Source organism: Photorhabdus asymbiotica, assembly GCF_003634575.1.
Lineage (GTDB): Bacteria > Pseudomonadota > Gammaproteobacteria > Enterobacterales > Enterobacteriaceae > Photorhabdus > Photorhabdus asymbiotica.
In genome coordinates, this window is record NZ_RBLJ01000001.1 from 1,053,682 (window position 1) to 1,072,454 (window position 18,773).

Annotated in this window: 15 protein-coding genes and 2 pseudogenes; 3 read left to right on the forward strand and 14 right to left on the reverse strand. The window is 40.8% G+C overall.

The annotated features are described in order from the left end of the window. Positions 1-33: 33 nt before the first annotated feature. Entirely contained in the window at positions 34-528 is a 495-nt protein-coding gene (iscR, locus tag BDD30_RS04640; RefSeq protein ID WP_015833506.1) for a Fe-S cluster assembly transcriptional regulator IscR, read from the reverse strand. Between the two features lie 87 nt (positions 529-615). Beyond that, positions 616-1,341 carry a tRNA (cytosine(32)/uridine(32)-2'-O)-methyltransferase TrmJ gene (gene trmJ / locus BDD30_RS04645; protein ID WP_041381679.1) on the reverse strand — a complete coding sequence of 242 codons (726 nt, stop codon included), beginning with the start codon at positions 1,339-1,341 and terminating at the stop codon, positions 616-618. A 125-nt stretch (positions 1,342-1,466) separates the two neighbouring features. Between trmJ and suhB the strand changes: the two genes are divergently transcribed. Continuing rightward, the gene (gene suhB / locus BDD30_RS04650; RefSeq protein ID WP_015833504.1) at positions 1,467-2,270 is read left to right on the forward strand and encodes an inositol-1-monophosphatase; all 804 of its coding nucleotides are present in this window, start codon (positions 1,467-1,469) and stop codon (positions 2,268-2,270) included. Between the two features lie 86 nt (positions 2,271-2,356). On the opposite strand, the gene treC is transcribed toward suhB, so the two are convergent. The 5 genes from treC to glyA all read right to left on the reverse strand — a co-directional run bounded on the left by treC (position 2,357) and on the right by glyA (position 9,282). Then, complete coding sequence (treC, locus tag BDD30_RS04655; protein WP_015833503.1) at positions 2,357-4,018, reverse strand: alpha,alpha-phosphotrehalase; 1,662 nt, start codon at positions 4,016-4,018, stop codon at positions 2,357-2,359. 75 nt (positions 4,019-4,093) lie between these two features. Beyond that, positions 4,094-5,533, reverse strand: a complete 1,440-nt coding sequence (gene treB, locus BDD30_RS04660; RefSeq protein ID WP_015833502.1) for a PTS trehalose transporter subunit IIBC — start codon at positions 5,531-5,533, stop codon at positions 4,094-4,096. Between the two features lie 144 nt (positions 5,534-5,677). Further along, positions 5,678-6,625: a trehalose operon repressor TreR gene (treR, locus tag BDD30_RS04665; protein ID WP_015833501.1), complete on the reverse strand. Its 948-nt coding sequence runs from the start codon at positions 6,623-6,625 to the stop codon at positions 5,678-5,680. Between the two features lie 74 nt (positions 6,626-6,699). Further along, positions 6,700-7,845: a 3-phenylpropionate MFS transporter gene (locus BDD30_RS04670; protein WP_015833500.1), complete on the reverse strand. Its 1,146-nt coding sequence runs from the start codon at positions 7,843-7,845 to the stop codon at positions 6,700-6,702. A gap of 183 nt (positions 7,846-8,028) precedes the next feature. Then, positions 8,029-9,282 carry a serine hydroxymethyltransferase gene (glyA, locus tag BDD30_RS04675; RefSeq protein WP_015833499.1) on the reverse strand — a complete coding sequence of 418 codons (1,254 nt, stop codon included), beginning with the start codon at positions 9,280-9,282 and terminating at the stop codon, positions 8,029-8,031. Positions 9,283-9,647: 365 nt separating this feature from the next. Between glyA and hmpA the strand changes: the two genes are divergently transcribed. After that, complete coding sequence (gene hmpA / locus BDD30_RS04680; protein ID WP_015833497.1) at positions 9,648-10,838, forward strand: NO-inducible flavohemoprotein; 1,191 nt, start codon at positions 9,648-9,650, stop codon at positions 10,836-10,838. Between the two features lie 253 nt (positions 10,839-11,091). Here hmpA and BDD30_RS24865 read toward each other — a convergent pair whose 3' ends face one another. The 5 genes from BDD30_RS24865 to BDD30_RS04705 are packed head-to-tail and all read right to left on the reverse strand — an operon-like array spanning position 11,092 to position 13,839. After that, positions 11,092-11,448, reverse strand: coding sequence for a PAAR domain-containing protein (locus BDD30_RS24865; protein ID WP_015833496.1), 357 nt, complete (start codon positions 11,446-11,448; stop codon positions 11,092-11,094). 45 nt (positions 11,449-11,493) lie between these two features. After that, positions 11,494-12,216 (reverse strand): Imm52 family immunity protein, encoded by a 723-nt coding sequence (locus BDD30_RS04690; RefSeq protein ID WP_015833495.1) that lies wholly within the window; start codon positions 12,214-12,216, stop codon positions 11,494-11,496. Positions 12,217-12,228: 12 nt separating this feature from the next. Then, positions 12,229-13,002: a restriction endonuclease fold toxin 5 domain-containing protein gene (locus BDD30_RS04695; protein ID WP_015833494.1), complete on the reverse strand. Its 774-nt coding sequence runs from the start codon at positions 13,000-13,002 to the stop codon at positions 12,229-12,231. A 1-nt stretch (position 13,003) separates the two neighbouring features. Then, on the reverse strand, positions 13,004-13,345 hold the full coding sequence (locus BDD30_RS04700; protein WP_015833493.1) for a hypothetical protein: 342 nt from the start codon (positions 13,343-13,345) through the stop codon (positions 13,004-13,006). After that, a complete protein-coding gene (locus BDD30_RS04705) occupies positions 13,342-13,839 on the reverse strand; it encodes a DUF4123 domain-containing protein (protein ID WP_015833492.1) in 498 nt (165 codons plus the stop codon). The genes BDD30_RS04700 and BDD30_RS04705 overlap by 4 nt, the downstream gene beginning before the upstream one ends. 224 nt (positions 13,840-14,063) lie before the next feature. Here BDD30_RS04705 and BDD30_RS04710 point away from each other — a divergent pair. Next, positions 14,064-14,228 (forward strand): annotated as a pseudogene (locus tag BDD30_RS04710) (NO-inducible flavohemoprotein); the annotation flags it as partial. A gap of 598 nt (positions 14,229-14,826) precedes the next feature. On the opposite strand, the pseudogene BDD30_RS04715 reads toward BDD30_RS04710, so the two are convergent. Both BDD30_RS04715 and BDD30_RS04720 read right to left on the reverse strand, forming a co-directional pair. Further along, positions 14,827-16,943: pseudogene (locus BDD30_RS04715) on the reverse strand (peptidase domain-containing ABC transporter). Continuing rightward, on the reverse strand, positions 16,936-18,222 hold the full coding sequence (locus BDD30_RS04720) for an HlyD family secretion protein (RefSeq protein WP_015833488.1): 1,287 nt from the start codon (positions 18,220-18,222) through the stop codon (positions 16,936-16,938). The pseudogene BDD30_RS04715 and the gene BDD30_RS04720 overlap by 8 nt, the downstream one beginning before the upstream one ends. Positions 18,223-18,773 lie beyond the last annotated feature (551 nt).

Sequence of the window (18,773 nt, forward strand, 5' to 3'; positions counted from 1 at the left end):
CTTCTTAATACTTCAATTAGTCACAAGTTCTGCTTATGCGCGCAGATTGACATTAATTGTTTCTTGTGCTCTGCCATTAGGTGTACGGCGTTTATCGTTATCTTGGCGATCAGCAACATCTAACACTTCTTGATTATTTACTAATTCTTTTAAACTGATACTACTCAGGAAGCTGGTAATACGATCACTCAAATCGCGCCATAAAGCATGTGTCAAACAGCGATCACCGCCTTGACACCCTTCTTTACCCTGGCAACGGGTAGCATCTACCGATTCATCAACAGCGAAAATCACTTCGGCAACGACAATTTTACCCGCATCTCTGCCAAGCAAATAACCACCACCCGGACCACGGACACTTGAAACCAGACCATTTTTACGCAAGCGAGAAAATAATTGTTCAAGATAGGAGAGGGAAATACCCTGACGTTCAGAAATGTCGGCCAAGGGCACCGGACCTTCTTGTGAGTGTAACGCCACATCAAGCATGGCAGTTACTGCATAACGCCCTTTAGATGTCAATCTCATAAATGAATTACCCCGTGGTGAAATATGAATGAAATTGTGTCATTCCTGAGTATTTTAGTCAACTATTTAACCTAGTAATTCACTCAACTATTTTTTCGCCCATTTTTCAACAGAAGTCAGTATGCCTCGCAGAATATTCAGCTCCTGCATTTCAGGCCGAGCACGAGTAAAAAGTCGTCTTAATTTATTCATTATTTGACCAGGATGGGCTTTCCTGATGAAACCAGAATCATGTAATACATGTTCAAGGTGATGATAAAAACGTTCCATATCATCGACTAATGGATATTCAGTCTCATCTGCTGCCGGTTCAACTTTATCCTGACGCGCAAGATAGGCCATACGGATTTCATAACTGACAAGCTGAACCGCCATTGCCAGATTTAATGAACTGTATTCTGGATTAGTCGGGATATTCAGATGAAAATGGCACTTCTGCAATTCTTCATTAGTTAGTCCCACACGCTCACGCCCAAAAACAATTGCAACAGGCACATGTTCAGCTGCCTGGACGCTACGTTCGCCACATTCACGAGGTTCAACCATCGGCCATGAGAGGGTCCTTGAACGAGCACTGGTACCAATGACCAGCTCGCAACCCGCCAAAGCTTTATCCAGACTATCGACAATAGTCGCGCTACCAATAACATCGCTGGCACCAGCAGAGAGAGCAATTGCATGAGAATCTGGCTGAACGAGTGGATTAACCAGATAAAGATTAGTTAATCCCATTGTTTTCATTGCCCGGGCAGTTGAACCCATATTCCCAGTATGGGAAGTTTCAACCAGGATAATGCGGATATTTTCTAACATGACAACTTCTGGACTAGTTATAAGAGCCAAATATCTTAACACAGCATTAGTCATTTTTCCGAACTACTGCTATACTGCGCGCCGATTAATTATCCGTTCTTTAACATCCTGGTGGAAGATATCCCATGCATCCGATGCTAACCATCGCCATACGCGCTGCGCGTAAGGCCGGCAACCTGATTGCCAAGAATTACGAAACTCCTGATGCGGTTGAAGCGAGTCAAAAAGGCAATAATGACTTTGTGACTAACGTTGACAAAGCCGCGGAAGCGCTGATTATCGACGTTATCCGCAAATCTTATCCTAAGCACACGATTATTACTGAAGAAAGTGGCGAACTAGCAGGCGAAGATGATGATATTCAATGGGTAATCGATCCACTGGATGGCACCACTAACTTTATCAAGCGTCTTCCCCACTTCGCCGTTTCCATTGCGGTGCGCGTTAAAGGCCGTACTGAAGTTGCTGCTGTTTATGATCCAATGCGTAATGAACTTTTCACCGCCACCCGTGGCCAAGGTGCTCAGTTGAATGGTTACCGTCTGCGTGGCTCCAATGCCCGCGATTTGGATGGCACTATTTTGGCAACAGGTTTTCCATTCAAAGCAAAACAGCATTCCACTGTTTTCATTAATACCTTGGGCAAATTATTTGTTCGTTGCGCCGATTTCCGCCGTACAGGTTCAGCAGCACTAGATCTGGCTTACGTTGCGGCAGGCAGGGTTGATGGTTACTTTGAAATTGGCCTGAAGCCGTGGGATTTTATGGGTGGTGAACTGTTAGTTCGTGAATCTGGCGGTATCATAACTGATTTCGTTGGCGGCCATAATCACATTCATTCCGGTAATCTGGTTGCGGGTACCCCTCGTATTGTTAAAGATATTCTGGCCGAAATGCGTGATGAATTATCAGAAGCATTGAAACGCTAATTTTAAACCAGCGTTGCAAAACAGCAATTAGGTATACCGCAAAAATGCGGTATACCTTTCGATACGACAATCCCTTCAAAGTGTTGTTATTCCGCCAACCAATAAACGGCTTCATAAGGCTGTAATTGTATGTTTTTTGCAGGTAGCGGGGATTCAGGATAGTTCCCCATTAACTTAACCCACGAACAATGGGATAAAGAAGCATCCAGTGACCATTCTTGTACTTCCGCGCTGAGATTGGCGATAACCAGTAACGTTTGACTTTCCCAACGACGAACATAACACCAAAGGGAAGGATGAGACGGCAATAAGTCTTCATAGCTGCCATAAGTCAATACAGGATATTCTTTACGTAGCTTTATTAAGCGTGCATAACAATGAAAAACCGAATCACTATCCTGCATAGCGTTTTCAGCATTCACTTCCCTGTAATCACTATTCAGCGCGATCCACGGCTCACCCTGCGTAAATCCTGCATGATGAGTTGCATCCCATTGCATCGGCGTTCGCCCATTATCACGAGATTTCTTCGCCAGGATCGACAAGATTTTTTCTTTATCGCCGCCCTGCCCAATCTTCTCCTGATAAATATTTAAGCTTTCTATATCCCGGTAATCTTCAATTTGAGAAAAGTTCGGGTTAGTCATTCCCAATTCTTCCCCTTGATAGATGTAAGGAGTTCCCTGCATACCATGCAACACCATTGCTAACATTTTGGCAGATGGAACCCGCAATGCCCCTTCACCACCAAAACGCGAAACAATCCGCGGTTGATCGTGATTACACCAGAACAGCGCATTCCACGCCCGTTTATGCATTCCTTGCTGCCACTTAGTAAAAATTTTCTTCAGCTCAATAAAATCAGGTGATGCTGTCACCCATTTTTCGCCATTAGGGTAATCGACTTTCAAATGATGAAAGGCAAAAACCATCGATAGCTCTTCACCATCTAACGAGGAGTAACGCTGGCAATTTTCTAGGGAAGTAGAAGACATTTCTCCTACAGTCATTACCCCCGCAGGCTGGAATGCCTCTCTGTTTATTTCCTGCAAAAATTCATGAATACGCGGACCATCGGTATAGAACTGGCGCCCATCTCCCTCTGTTGCTTCAGGGAAATCCTGCTGCTTGGAAACCAAATTAATAACATCCAGACGGAACCCATCAACGCCAAGATCAGCCCAAAATTCACAAATCTTTTTAAGTTCAGCTCGTACTGGCTCATGCTCCCAGTTTAGGTCCGCCTGCTCAGCGGCAAACAGGTGTAAATAATACTGTTTGCTTTCCTCGTGCCACTCCCAGGCATTCCCGCCAAATTTTGACACCCAATTATTAGGCGGTGTCCCCGGTATCCCATCCCGCCAGATGTAATACTGCCGGTAAGGGCTATTAATATCTTGTGCTTGTTTGAACCAAGGGTGTTGAGTCGATGTATGGTTGAAAACAATATCCACGATAATACGGATATCACGTTGATGTGCTTCATTAACCAAACGCTTAAAATCATCCATTGATCCATAAGCTGGATCAATAGAATAATAATCAGCAACATCATAACCATTATCTACCTGTGGTGAGAGGTAAAAAGGGGTCACCCAAATAGCGTCTATGCCCAGTTTTTTCAAATAATCAAGCCGGTAAGTAATGCCGTTAAGATCACCGGTTCCACTACCAGTCGTATCCTGGAAACTTTTAGGATATATCTGATAGATGACACCTTGTAACCACCATGGAATGATTTTGTCCATCAAAAACGCCTTATCAATATATTTCCTGAATTAAAATTACTTTTAATCTGTTAGTCAGGTGAAGATTTAATAGAATTATTCAACAGCTAATACACTACTCATATTCTTCTTTCGATAAACAATCGTCGTCAGTACCAACGGAATAATAACAGCCACGAGCATAGCTAATGCGTAAATTGCCCAAAATTGCGGTTTAATCGAAAGAATACCTGGCAGACCACCAACACCAATACCGTTTGCTAATACACCACTCAACCCACAAATTAATCCAGCGAAACCAGAACCAATCATGGCACAGAGCATAGGGTATCGATATTTAATATTAATACCATACATAGCAGGCTCAGTGACGCCCAAATATGCAGAGATCGCTGCCGGTACAGATAACTCCCGTTCATTATGTTTTTTGCTGATTAAAATAATGCCAACCACCGCTGAACCTTGAGCAATATTAGATAATGCAATAATAGGCCAAATCGGCGTTCCACCTATACTTTGCACCATCTGCATATCTACCGCTAATGTGGTTTGATGAATACCCGTGATAACCAGCGGCGCATAAAAGAATCCAAATAAAGCTGCGCCGATAGGAGCAAAACTTCCCGTCATTAATGCCTTCACAACCCAAGCGACACCGTCTCCAAGTAACCGACCAAACGGCCCAATAAGACTATGCGCTAAAAAGGTTGCTAAGATCAACGAAACGACAGGAACAATCACCAAATAGAGATAACTAGGAACCACCCGTTTTAACTGAATTTCAATCCACCCCAAAGTAATACCAGCCAACAGTGATGGAATAACTTGTGCTTGATAACCAACTTTATCGATCGTAAACAAGCCAAAATTCCATATCTCAGGAATATGTTGCCCTAACTGATAAGCATTCATAAGTTGAGGAGATACCAATGTTATTCCTAATATAATTCCTAATATCGGTGTCCCACCCATTGTCCTGACGGCTGACCAACAAATACCCACAGGCAGATAGAAGAAAATAGCCTCACCTAGCAGCCATAAAAAATCATATATTGTTTTCCAGGCAGGATATATTTGGGCTAAAGATTTACCTTCACTGAAAGGAATATCACCAATAATATTACGGAAGCCTAAAATAAGCCCTCCGCTAATTAACGCCGGTAGCAAAGGAAAAAATATTTCTGCAAACTGAGAAATAATACGCTCTTGCCATTTCATATTTTTTTTCTTAGCCTGCTTTTTCTCAACCTGCTGTATATCTTTTTTACTTAATTCAGATTGACCAAGATAGTTATTTAAAACCTGATAGTAATCACCAACATTAGTACCTATCACTACCTGAAACTGTCCTGCATTGGTAAAACACCCTTTAACCATCGGCAGATTTTTTATTTTATCTGTCATCGCCTTAGCGGGCTCAACCAATACAAACCTCAATCGAGTAATACAATGAGTCACACTGGCTATATTTTCACAACCACCGATTAATGTAATTAGTTTTTCTATATCTTTAGAATTTATTTTATTTTTCATCATAGCCAATCATTATAAGTTAGTATCAATCACTAATTAGCATGCTTAGTAAAGTAATTTCATCCTAATATCATTCAGTAACGCTTGTCATGGGAACGTTCCCAAAAATGCGTTAAAGATCACATTGAAACTGCAATATTCTCACTTTTAAGCCAATTTACTGGGAACGATTACCTGCTGTTTTGGGTATTGTTGATTTATCTGAGCCATCAATTGATTAGCCGCATACTTACCTGCTTCACTATAGCCCAAATCGACAGAAAGCGTGTTAGGGTACAAAAAATTCAGCAAAGGTGTACTACCAATACTACCTATTTGTATATCTTCCCGATTATTTTGCTGCAAATACTTATATGCTCCCAACGCAAGGCTGTCTGTTGCACAGATTAAAGCCGTAGTTTCCTTTCTTAGTACTTTGTCAACATGCTGAAACCCACTTTGATAGCTTAAATCACATTGAACTGAAAGTGGGCGTAACTCTTTCTGTTCACAGCAATGTAAATAGGACTGATGACGACGAAAGCCTGTCGTGGTATCACAATCACCTACACCAAGAAAACTGATATCTCTGTGACCCCGCTGGTAAAGTTCATTCATTAGTAAGCGAACAGCACCCACATCGTCATAACATATGGAAGAAAAATCAGCATATTCACGTGCAAATACCACTATTTTGTCACGCCAGGGAAACAAGGATTCTTCTGACAATCCGGTGAAACCAAACAAAATAACACCATCCGCATTACGTAACGCCAATTGGCGTAGATGTTCCTGTAAAAGCTGCGGATTGAAATTACTTTCCATAATAATAGGATCATAACCATGCTGATAAAATAGGGGTAACATCGTACTTATAGACAGATTTTCCGAAAAGGACCCCAACCGTGACACAATTAAGGCAATAATTTTGTCACTTTTCACCCTCATCGCTCTTGCAGATTTAGAGGGAATAAAGTTATTTTGGTGAATAATCGCTTCGACTCTTTCACGTACCTGTGAACTGACGCTACTCTCATTGTTTAACACACGCGATACAGTTGATTTACTCACATTAGCCAAACGTGCGATATCTTTTATTGTTAACTTGTTCGACATGATATTTCATAAAAACATTATTAAAGCTATTCAGTTTCTTACAAAAAATTTCATAAGAAACTGAACCTATATTGTTAATAATTATGAGCTTTAACCTGTGGCCGCAAGAAGATGGCAGGAAAAGCAACTAAAGCCATTACCCAGAAAATTCCACTGTGCAGATAATCATACATAAATCCTGCAATTACCGTCATGACAGCAATCCCACCCCCCATTGCTAACGCAGAATAAGTCGCCTGCAATCGAACAATTTCCCCTTCCTTTCTGGCACCGATAAAACGCATTGCCGCCAGGTGGCAAACAGTAAATGTGCCGCAATGCAGGATTTGCACGACAATCAATACGGGTAATGAAGTGAATGTGCCCATTAATCCCCAGCGAACAACACCACATATACCGGAAAGCAGCAAAAGGTTACGAACATTCCAACGGCGGAATAATTTATTACTCAGCGTAAAAATAACAACTTCAGCTATTACTCCTAACGACCAAAGATAACCGATTATTGAGGCAGAATACCCCGCTTTCTCCCAATAAATTGCACTAAAACTGTAATATCCTGCGTGAGCGCCTTGCAACAAAGCCACACAGAGCAGAAATTGGCGTATCGATTTTTCAGACAATAGCTGTTTAAATGACACCATATCAACTTTGGCTGATTTCACGTTACTAGCAGGCATGATAGAGGGTTTCAGCAATGTTACCAGTAGCGTTGATGAGGCACTGAACAAAATAGTTATAAGAATGACTTGATGTCCCCAGACAGAGATAAACTCTCCGGTCAACGCAGAACTGATAATAAAAGCAATTGAACCCCAAACCCGTATTCTACCGTAATCGAAGGGAAATTGTTTTTGCCAAGTTCCTGCCAGCGCGTCACTTAATGGCATCATTGGCGAAAAAAACAGGTTGAAACCAATCATGATAAATAAGAGCCATGCCCAGTGATTTCCCAATGTAAAACCGATAAGAAAAACCAGAGTCAACAGTGCCAATATACGCAACGCAAGAATAAGTGCAGCCGGATTCTTAACCGTAGGGGCGATCAGTAAACTACCCAAAAAACGGGAAACTAAACCCGCACCCAATAAAATCCCCATCATATCAGGTGTTATACCTTCTCCCTGAAGCCAAACTGCCCAAAAAGGCAAAAATATCCCGTAAGAAAAGAAATATGTGAAGTAATCTAACGCCAGCCAACGCGTCGACTGAATAACCATCAATCCCTCCTGGTTAATAATGCAAAAAACCTGCTCGACACTAACTTTAAGCAAACAAGGTTAGCTGGAGCAGGTTTTAATAATGATTTATACCCTTCATCCTTCAAGTTGCTGCTTTGTTGACTGCTTTCACTTGTCGCCGCGCTGCATCTTGAAATCTATTGGGTATATTAAAATTATAATTTATGCGTAAACCGGATATTTTGCGCAAATAGCCAGAACTTTTTGCTTAGTTGTTTCAATGATCGCTTCATCATTGATGTTGTCTAATACATCGCACATCCAGCCTGCCAATTCCTGAGCTTCTGCTTGTTTGAAACCACGCCGAGTAATTGCAGGAGTACCAATACGTACACCGGAAGTCACAAATGGGCTCTTCGGATCATTAGGTACGCTATTTTTGTTTACGGTAATGTTTGCACGGCCCAACGCAGCATCAGCGTCTTTACCAGTGATGTTTTTGTCAACCAGATCCAGCAGGAATAAGTGGTTCTCAGTACCACCGGAAATGACTTTGTAGCCACGCGACAGGAAGACTTCAACCATTGCTTTCGCGTTATCAGCAACCTGATGTTGATACGCTTTAAATTCTGGTTCCATCGCTTCTTTCAATGCAACTGCTTTACCGGCAATAACATGCATCAAAGGTCCACCCTGACAACCTGGGAATACAGAAGAATTCAATTTCTTATACAGTTCTTCGTCGCCACCTTTTGCCAAAATCAAACCACCACGTGGACCCGCCAATGTTTTATGCGTCGTGGTAGTCACAATGTGAGCATGAGGAACTGGGTTAGGATAAACGCCGGCGGCAATTAGGCCAGCAACATGAGCCATATCAACGAACAAATAAGCGCCGATACTGTCGGCGATTTCACGCATTCTTGCCCAGTCAACAACCCCGGAATAAGCAGAAAAACCGCCAATAATCATTTTTGGCTGGTGTTTTTGAGCTTGTGCCGCGATATCGTCATAATCGATCTTACCGCTTTCATCAATACCGTAAGGTACGATGTTATATAATTTACCAGAGAAGTTAACTGGGGAGCCATGAGTCAAATGACCGCCATGTGCCAAATTCATCCCCAACACCGTATCACCTGGTTGCAGCAAAGCCATATAAACTGCCGCGTTCGCTTGAGAGCCAGAGTGAGGCTGAACGTTGGCATAATCAGCACCAAACAGCGCCTTAGCACGATCAATAGCCAATTGCTCAACAACGTCTACATATTCACAACCGCCGTAGTAGCGTTTACCCGGATAACCTTCGGCATATTTGTTAGTGAGCTGGGAGCCCTGTGCCTGCATAACTCTTGGGCTGGTATAGTTTTCAGAAGCAATTAACTCGATGTGTTCTTCCTGACGAACAACTTCTTGCTCCATCGCCTGCCATAGTTCGGGATCATAATTAGCAATATTCATTTCACGCTTTAACATTGGGTTCTCCTGACTCAGCTAACTTCTCTTCAAACAACACCCCAAAGGGCAGAATGGCACACAGTGTAAACCCTTTTCACAGAATGAGATAGTCTTGACAAAATATTTTACGCAAACGATTGCATGTCAATTGCAATAAGGTATTGGTTTTTTCAGACATAACAAAAACTCCCTATATTTTGGGCCATTGTCGGAATTTGTGACCTAGGGCAGCCTCAGCCTTAGTGTAAATATCTACTACAAATATTTTTTTATCATAAAGACCACATTTTATATTTACAAAATCTCCCAAAAACTATAAGTTGTATTTTATTTACATGTTATAGCTTTCATCATCACTTGAAAGAAATTCAGGAGTTTCAATCATGCTGGATAGTCAAACCATTGCAACTGTCAAATCTACTATTCCACTGCTCGCTACTACTGGCCCGAAACTAACAGCCCATTTTTATGAACGGATGTTCAAACATAATCCTGAGCTGAAAAATATTTTTAATATGAGCCATCAACTCAATGGCGATCAGCGTGAAGCCCTATTCAATGCCATCTGCGCCTATGCAGCCAATCTTGACAATCTGACAGCCCTCTTGCCGGCAGTTGAAAAAATTGCGCATAAACACGCCAGCCTGAATATTCAACCAGAACATTATCAAATTGTCGGCACTCACCTGTTGGCAACATTGGATGAAATGTTCCAACCGGGAAATGAAATTCTGGACGCTTGGGGGAAAGCTTATGGTGTGTTGGCTGATGTTTTTATCAATCGTGAAGAACAGATCTATCATAGTGGCGAATCGACAGATGGCGGCTGGCGTGGCTTGCGTCCATTCCGTATCAGCCGGAAACAAGTAAAAAGTGATGTCATTTGCAGCTTTGAGTTTGTGCCACAGGATGGCGGAAAAGTAATGGACTACAAACCCGGCCAATATTTGAGCATTTATCTGGAAGATGATAGTTTTGATAACCGTGAAATCCGCCAATACTCATTGACAACCGCACCAAATGGTTCCAGTTATCGCATTGCGATCAAGCGAGAGCCACAAGGAACCGTTTCCAACCATATGCACGATAAGATGCAAGAAGGCGACACTGTTTGGTTGGCCGCTCCACGCGGAGATTTTTTCCTTGATATTAAGCCAGAAACACCGGTTACTTTGATTTCTGCGGGGGTTGGCCTGACACCGATGATGAGTATGCTGCATCAACTCCACCAGCAAAACCACAACAGCCAGATTAACTGGTTACATGCAGCAGAGCACGGTGGTCATCACGCATTCACCCATGAAGTTGCAGACATCGCGCAAACAATGCCGAATCTTAACCGCACAATTTGGTACCGCGAACCAAGAGATGGAGACCAACAAGGCATCCATTATCAACATAAAGGTTTTATGGATTTGTCAGTTCTAAATGGGGCGCTCAACACTGAAGGAATGCATTTTTATTTCTGTGGCCCGGTTCCCTTTATGCAATATGTAGCAAAACAGCTATTGGATATAGGAATTGATAAACAATTTATCCACTATGAATGCTTTGGTCCGCATAAAGTAATTTAAATTTTCAGTTTAGTATTAAAAACGTTATACGGTGAAAATAGCCAATAAAGTCAACTGAACAGAAGCTATCTTTAATTTATGGACTCTGATGTTCAATATTCAATATTTATGTGTATTGAATGTGTTTAATATGACTAAAAAAACCAATTCATCACTATTTTAGAGACTTTAATAGATTTGTTTATCATGGAGCCCGTCCAGCTGGACGTCAGCTCCATTGATTTCAAAAATCATGGGTAAACTTAACTGGCAATTAATTTCGCCCCACAAGCTGTTTGCATTCCTTCAAGCGCAATAGGTTTCCCTTTATACCCAATAGATTTCGAGTTGCAGCGCGACGGCAAGTGAACGAATCCCCAGGAGCATAGATAACTATGTGACTGGGGTGAGTGAACGCAGCCAACAAAGCAGCAACTTGAAAGATGAAGGGTATATATTTTAAAGAGTCAGCCCCCTGAATAATAGGAAATACACCTTTGCATTGGAGACATGCGACCAAATCTCCTTTACCTGCTATAGGAATACCATTGTGAGTATATTCATCAACAGCGGTAATCACCTTACCGCCATGATCTGTCGTATCACCCAATAAAATAACCGCTTTTGACATTAAGATTCTCCACACTTTCCAATTGGCAAATAACCTCTCTCCCTATCAAACATCAGTAATTAATGGCAATAATCCCAGGTTCAGCAACTGTATTTCAACATCATTGGATTTATCAATATCGTCCTGATTTCTTCCATCAAAAATACCTTTTTGGGTGACAATCAGAGTACCTATCTGTTCATTATTCTGGTGCACTGGAAGCACATCTTCCGCCATAGGCAGATAGGATTTATCAATAATACGGGGCTGGTAAAGCATCCAGCCAACACTGAGACGGTCTGGGAAAACTTGCTTGCCTTTTAAGGTATAGCCGTTGGTTTCTACTTGAATATAAGGAAAATCACGACTGGTCGCTAAATATTTAACTAAATCAATTAATCGGGATACATTCAGTTGACTGCTGTCAATTTTTAAATTGAATTCTTGCCAAACCCAGTTGATGCCTCTTGTAGACAGTTTATTATAACTAATACCATTAGCTATCTCATCCCGCTCTCCATCCCACATATCTTCAATAAGTGAAGGAAAATCTTTTTTATAAGATTTTTCAAAATAGCTCACTGTCTTTTCTGTTGGCCCTTGTTTATCAAACACAATGTGTTTTAGGGCCTCTTTTCGTGAATAGCCCGTTAAATACCATGTCTTTTCCTGCCTGAAGAAGATATCGATTTGCCGTGTAATATGAAATAAATCCATTAACGCTGTATTTACGGTAATGGTTTCCTGTTGTTCATAATACACATTGATTTTTATACGAATTATTGTCATTTAAACCTCGAATTAGATTCTAGTCATTAAATCGGCATAGGGAGTATAATGGACACTGATATTTTTAAATTGACTAAATATTCCCTTAAAATAGGCATAACTGATTGGTTGTAAAAAATGCCATTCCACATGCGGGGTACCCTCTAGTGTGTCACAAACAGTTTGATGCCTTTCCGCCTGTTTTTTACCCGACTTACTCCCTTTCCACCAAATTTTTGGTTCACCTTCAGTATCAAAAAACTGGTCATACCGCGCTTTGGCCTCCAGAAATAAGCAATACGCCGGTCGCCAGCCATCAAAGGTCACTTTCAGGCACTGAAATTCCTGGATCATCTGTATAGTGGGATCATATTTCGTTTGGGCAATAAATCGCTGATAGTTAATTGTGATGGCGCTCCAGCGGCTCACCTTGCGATATTTTTCACTCGTCACCGGAATAGCCAGGCAAGCCTTGCACTCTTTTTTACTCTCCGTTTTTTCACACTCTTCCGCCTTAGACTGGGACTTTGCCTGAACCGCACTGGTATCAACTGATTCATCCTCTAAATCATCATCCTCCCAAAAATCCGCATGCGCTTCGGCACTCCAGACAATATTTCTGTCTTCATCCGTGATTTCAGGACTTATCACAAAATCCATTTTTTTACGGTGAATGTGTTCATCGTCTTCAACCGGTTTTTCTTTACTTGCTTCCATGATGCCGACAGCAATTAGTACCCCGACACAAGCGCTGGCAACATATTCAGCCGCACCCACTGCGACAGGGGCCAGTAACGGTATTGGCATATTAACGTCTCCTGTTTATCTTATTTTTTGCAATATAAAGAATATCTTTAAACTGTTGCTCAGATTTCTGATCAGGGGATTCCAGAGCAGATTTGATTGGCGAGGCATGCTGAAAATCAGGATTAAACGCGACCAGAGATAAATAGGATTGAATCAAGTATTTATCCTGAAAGTCTAATGTCAGTAAATAGTCATAAGCAGCCATTAGCCGTTTGTTCAACGAAGACGGAGAAGGTATTAATTCAGCGTGTTTAGCTAGAAGTTCGGCCTGTATACGATCAATAACGGTCTGCTTTTCCAGTTTGGTAATGATATCAAGTTGTGTCTGGGTCAATTCAATCATAATGGGTCTCCTGACACCGAATAGTAAGTAGCATTGTGTTGATAAACCCATACGTTAATACCCTGCATAAATGCAGACATTTGCTCATGGCTAAAAATGTCACGAATGCGATGCAAAATACGGGGATCATAAAAACGTAGCAGTGCCGTCTGTTTTGCCGACAGCTGAATATTTAAATATGGCACAAGATGGCGGGTCAATTTATCCAATGACAGAGAGGTTAACAGCCATGATACTGCCGGAGACGTTTTTTCAAGTGTTGATAATTCATCTTGCCACTGATGAGCGTATTCCATATCAAACAGCCACGGGCCTGCAAACGCAATTTTTGAATCTGGATAGTGCCGGAACAGTGGGTTGTTGATACCCGCGATATAGTTAATTTCCTCACCAAAACAGCGCTCATATTGCAAACCATTCACCAGCGCATAAAGCCGAACGCCGGGATGTTCTTTCTGATAATTAGCCAGTTTTTCGCTTAATTCAGGTGCCATGACTGCCCCCAGATAGTAGTAATAAAAGATCCCTTCATCAGCTAACAGACGCTGTAAATAGCCATAAGTAATTGTTACCTATAATTAAGTTATCATCCCGCAATATGCCCCAGACAAAATGATCACAAAAGAAGCAATCATACTGTTTTTTAATCAATGAAACAATTAAATCATAAGAAAATATGATTAAATATAACATTGGCACCAAAGTGGAATAAGATTTTATGGATTTGCCAGTTCTGAATGGGACGCTCAACACTGAAGGAATGAATTTTTATTTCTGTGGCCCAGCTCCCTTTATGCAATATGTAGCAAAACAGCTATTGGATATAGGAATTGATAAACAATTTATCCACTATGAATGCTTTGGCCCGCACAAGGTGATTTAAATTTTCAGTTTAGTATTAAAAATGTTATACGGTGAAAATAGCCAATAAAGTGAACTGAACAGAAGCTATCTTTAATTTATGGACTCTGATGTTCAATATTTATGTGTATTGAATGTGTTTAATATGACTAAAAAAACCAATTCATCACTATTTTAGAGACTTTAATAGATTTGTTTATCATGGAGCCCGTCCAGCTGGACGTCAGCTCCATTGATTTCAAAAATCATGGATAAACTTACTTTGACTGGCAATTAACTTCGCCCCACAAGCTGTTTGCATTCCTTCAATTGGCTATCAGAGACGCCGCTGATTAATCATTAATCAGGCAGAAATTTGGTTATTGTGCTGCCCAAGGAAGAGCAAACGATTATAAGCTCAATAAGGCAATGGAAGTTGGATACTTTTCCAATCCCGGTGCAGCTAATAACTCTTGGTGGTATGGTTGGAATCAATTACACTATTAAATCTTCAGGTAACCTTTTAACAAATAACTTTTCCTATTACTGTCAAGTAAGAGATAGTTGCTCATTAAGTGCCGGATAAAAATCAGCACTTTTTTATTAATCTGAATTGAACCATTATACAGTTCAATTGTTGCTCAATTAACGCCAGCAGCTTCTAAGGAAATGATTCTGTCGGCTGAAGAAATTGTTGACTGTCGATGGGCAATAATGATTCTGGTTATTTTTAATTGTGCTATTGCTTGGTTAATGATGGCCTCATTTTCCAAATCTAAATGACTCGTCGCCTCGTCCATAAATAAAATGCTAGGCCGACGATAAAGTGCCCTGGCAATCAATAATCGCTGTTTTTGTCCACCAGACAAACTTCCACCCAATTCTCCAACCAATGTTTCATATCCCATCGGCATTCGTTGAATATCATCATGGATATTACAACGTTTAGCACATGACTCTATACGTCTTAGATCTAATTCAGAATCGAACCCCGATATATTTTCTGCAATAGAGCCAGAAAGCAGCTTGTCATCCTGAAGGACGCAAGCAATGCATTGGCGATAATTATTAACTCCGATATTATATATATCTACCCCATCAACCAAGATCATCCCCGAATCCGGTGCCAGCAGCCCACACATCAACTTCATTAATGTTGTTTTCCCGCCTCCTGACGGTCCTGCAATTGCAACACTTTCTCCGGCTCGGATGCTCAGGTTAAAATCCTTAATGATAGGTTTGGAAAAATTATCATATTGATAACTCAGATTACGAACCTCAAAATTAACCGCTTTTCCTGAGGAGAAAAATTGACGATTAGGCAACTGTTTTTCTGGCTGGGATAGCACAATATCAGCAACCCTTTCATTGTGCAGGCTGAGCATGCGCAGTTTCAACATTACGTCAATTAGGCTGCTTGCCCGTTGAGAAAACTGCCCTCGGTAAGCATTGAAAGCAACAAACATCCCTATAGTCATTTGATTATCAATAACCAGTGAAGCACCTAACCAAAGGATAATAATTTGGTCGCAGGTTGCAATGAATGTATTGAGCCCACCGAACATCATATTCATTTTGGTGAGCTTAATCCCAGCATTGATAGTTTCAACATTCAAGTTCAACCAATACTGGGAGCGGGTTTCTGATAGTCCCAACGTTTTAAGAGTACCAATACTGTACAGGCTTTCCATGAAGTGAGAGCTGGCTTTAGCTCCTTTCACCAATTGCTCTTCAGCTATTTGCCTATAATATTGGTAAGTTGATAGCCGTAAAATCACATACAACACTGTAAAACCTAAAACTACCCACACCAGCCAACCACCATACAGCAGCATCATGATAAATACCCCAACTGACATGATGCTATCGACAATGCTGATCACAATATTTGTGGTGAACGTAGACCGTATAATATCCAGAGAACCAAATCGTGACTGGATATCGCCTAGCTTGCGCTTTTCGAAATAAGCTAGCGGGAGCTTCATCAAATGGTCAAATACTCCCGCCTTCCATTGGATATCAATCAGTGTTTCCATGACGATGGATATCCATGAGCGCAGCATTGATACTCCAGTACGGAACAAAATAAAGAACAACAGTCCGATGCATATCAATGATAACAGCTCATGATCGCCGGCAAAAATAACGTGATCCATAACCAATTGGGAGCCAATCGGTAGTAACAAATTACTAGCCTCTATCACCATCGATAAAGAAAAGATCTTGATCAAGGTACTTTTCAAACCGTGAACATTTGTCAGTAAGGTACGTAAACGCATTCGGTTATGTTGTTTAACCGGACTAAATTCACTATCTGGTCACAACTCTAATGCAACACCAGTAAAGTGCCGTGATAGTTCTTGCATCCCCAAAACCCTGCGGCCAAATGCAGGATCATGAACTGCAATCCGTCCACGGTTTACACTGACTAAGACAACAAAGTGATCCATGTCCCAATGTAAAATACAAGGGGCTTTCAATGCATTCAATTCATCAATATCTAGTGATAACGCTCTAGTTTTCAGTTTAAGATCGTGAGCAATATCAACCAAGGTTGCTAACGTCGCTCCCCGCGAAAACAGTCCATAACTGCTACGTAAATTAAAAAGATCAATTTGTAACCCATAGTAATGGCATACCATAGCTAAACTTGCAGCCCGCATTCCGCTGCCTCTGTTTGCAAAATTTGTGGTACCTTCCTTCTGCCCAGCGTCAAATTCAGCTTTGTCATGAGGGTTTCAAAATTCTCTTTAGTCATGAACTGGTCCCATTAGGCTTTTTTTCATATCGTAGAAAGAAGAGAACATCCATTGGTAAAGGGGTCTCTTCTCAAGGAATAACGTCGATTGAGTTCGCATACCGTTGGTAAGCTGTAGCTCTTTGCCCTGATAACTGAATCGACTCTTGTCCAAAGCCACCATTACTTTGTAATAGGATTCTGTTTGTGCATTAGATTGATAAACGGGGGGACTACTGTAGGTTGCCATTTCCTGAATAGAAGCAGGTGCATATGTAATATTTTCAATCCGACCTGAAAACTGCCCAAACTTTTCGAAAGGAAATGCATCATAGCGAATGTTAATAACATCACCAACGGAAACATAGGGAATGCTGCTATTTGGTAACCATAGCACTAAATAATAAGTTGCATTTATATTGGGAGTTAGCTGGGCTAAACTGTCCCCCATATTAACCATTTGACCTAAAGTTACGCTGAGTGATTCAATACGACCATTTGTTGGAGCATTTATAATTAAAGTGCCGTTTGCATTAACTTCTGCAAGTTGGCCTTGTAGGTTATTGCGTTGGAGTTCATATTGTGATAATTGATTGTCAAAATCTGCAGCACGAGTGACTATTTCACTGTCCAAGTTAGTAATTTGCAGTGAATCCTTAATATGTTGACTGTATAGGTTTTGAAAAAGGCTTTGCTGTTGGTAATACGAGTATGTCTGACTGCTGAGTTGATCTTTGGTAATTAACCCACGCTGTTGATAATCTTTATAGGACTGCATATTATTTTTAGCAAACTCAACACCTTGTCGCACATTGTCCAAAACACGTTTGGATTGCTGATGTGCTGCCTCATACTGTTGCTTTTGCATACGGATATTGTCAAGTGTGGTACGTTTATTGTCGCGCAATTTTTGAATAATATTGTCAACCTGCGCTAATTGGCTTTCTAAGGCGTGACGTGTATTAGCGCTCACTTTTCCCGATTCAGTAACTTGGCTGACATCAATTTGATAAAGGCGCTGGCCTTTTTCAACCACTTCCCCTACGTTTATAAATCGTTGTGAAATAAATCCTTGCTGAGGAGCAAAAATATTTACCGAACGTGGTTGTGTTGTGATTTCACCATAAACATTAATTCGCCGTATATAGTTACCGAAAACAAGTAATGTCAACAATATCAGTACAAAGAGAGTCGACAATACACTAATTATCCAAGTTGGTATTCCGGATATTAGCAATGCTTTTCCTACCCATTTGACTCTTTGATATTCAACAGCTTCTTTCCGAAATAAATCCCACATAAAAATCCATATTCTAGAGATAATCCCTAGATCCGATTCCAATTCAATCAAAAAAATAACATGAGTAGAAATGGTTGGTTATTCTTAACAAAAAACATTCATTTTCACACACTAATGCCTTGTCGAAATAACCATTTAAAAAATCCTACGCATGATTATTTAAGTTTCAAGTATCTTTACATAAGATGCTGTTGTCGTTTTCGTGTTATACAGAATAGCAATTATTATAATATGGAGATATACAATTAAATGCAACCTCTTTGAAAAGGTGAATAAGGTTTAATCACATTGATATATCCCTATTTTTCATTCGTTTTTAATTGTTCTAATAAATAAAATAGGTCACTTGAGACAGACTATCAGGGAAGTGTCCATTCTGCCATATTTGGCATACCATTTATAAATGTAGGCGCTGCCAATTATTGGTTTACGGTAAAATTCAGGAATCAGTGTATCTACTTCAGCCTATTTAAAGATTTTCTCAGGTTTAGAGAACGGGAAAACTCCACTTATGAACCCTCAGTTTTTTTGGGAGGATTACCCTTATCCAC

Bases quoted from the DNA above. Each gene is read 5' to 3' on its own strand.
- iscR (WP_015833506.1), bottom strand. From the start codon at position 528: ATGAGATTGACATCTAAAGGGCGTTATGCAGTAACTGCCATGCTTGAT.
- trmJ (WP_041381679.1), bottom strand. From the start codon at position 1,341: ATGTTAGAAAATATCCGCATTATCCTGGTTGAAACTTCCCATACTGGG.
- suhB (WP_015833504.1), top strand. From the start codon at position 1,467: ATGCATCCGATGCTAACCATCGCCATACGCGCTGCGCGTAAGGCCGGC.
- treC (WP_015833503.1), bottom strand. From the start codon at position 4,018: ATGGACAAAATCATTCCATGGTGGTTACAAGGTGTCATCTATCAGATA.
- treB (WP_015833502.1), bottom strand. From the start codon at position 5,533: ATGATGAAAAATAAAATAAATTCTAAAGATATAGAAAAACTAATTACA.
- treR (WP_015833501.1), bottom strand. From the start codon at position 6,625: ATGTCGAACAAGTTAACAATAAAAGATATCGCACGTTTGGCTAATGTG.
- BDD30_RS04670 (WP_015833500.1), bottom strand. From the start codon at position 7,845: ATGGTTATTCAGTCGACGCGTTGGCTGGCGTTAGATTACTTCACATAT.
- glyA (WP_015833499.1), bottom strand. From the start codon at position 9,282: ATGTTAAAGCGTGAAATGAATATTGCTAATTATGATCCCGAACTATGG.
- hmpA (WP_015833497.1), top strand. From the start codon at position 9,648: ATGCTGGATAGTCAAACCATTGCAACTGTCAAATCTACTATTCCACTG.
- BDD30_RS24865 (WP_015833496.1), bottom strand. From the start codon at position 11,448: ATGTCAAAAGCGGTTATTTTATTGGGTGATACGACAGATCATGGCGGT.
- BDD30_RS04690 (WP_015833495.1), bottom strand. From the start codon at position 12,216: ATGACAATAATTCGTATAAAAATCAATGTGTATTATGAACAACAGGAA.
- BDD30_RS04695 (WP_015833494.1), bottom strand. From the start codon at position 13,002: ATGCCAATACCGTTACTGGCCCCTGTCGCAGTGGGTGCGGCTGAATAT.
- BDD30_RS04700 (WP_015833493.1), bottom strand. From the start codon at position 13,345: ATGATTGAATTGACCCAGACACAACTTGATATCATTACCAAACTGGAA.
- BDD30_RS04705 (WP_015833492.1), bottom strand. From the start codon at position 13,839: ATGGCACCTGAATTAAGCGAAAAACTGGCTAATTATCAGAAAGAACAT.
- BDD30_RS04720 (WP_015833488.1), bottom strand. From the start codon at position 18,222: ATGTGGGATTTATTTCGGAAAGAAGCTGTTGAATATCAAAGAGTCAAA.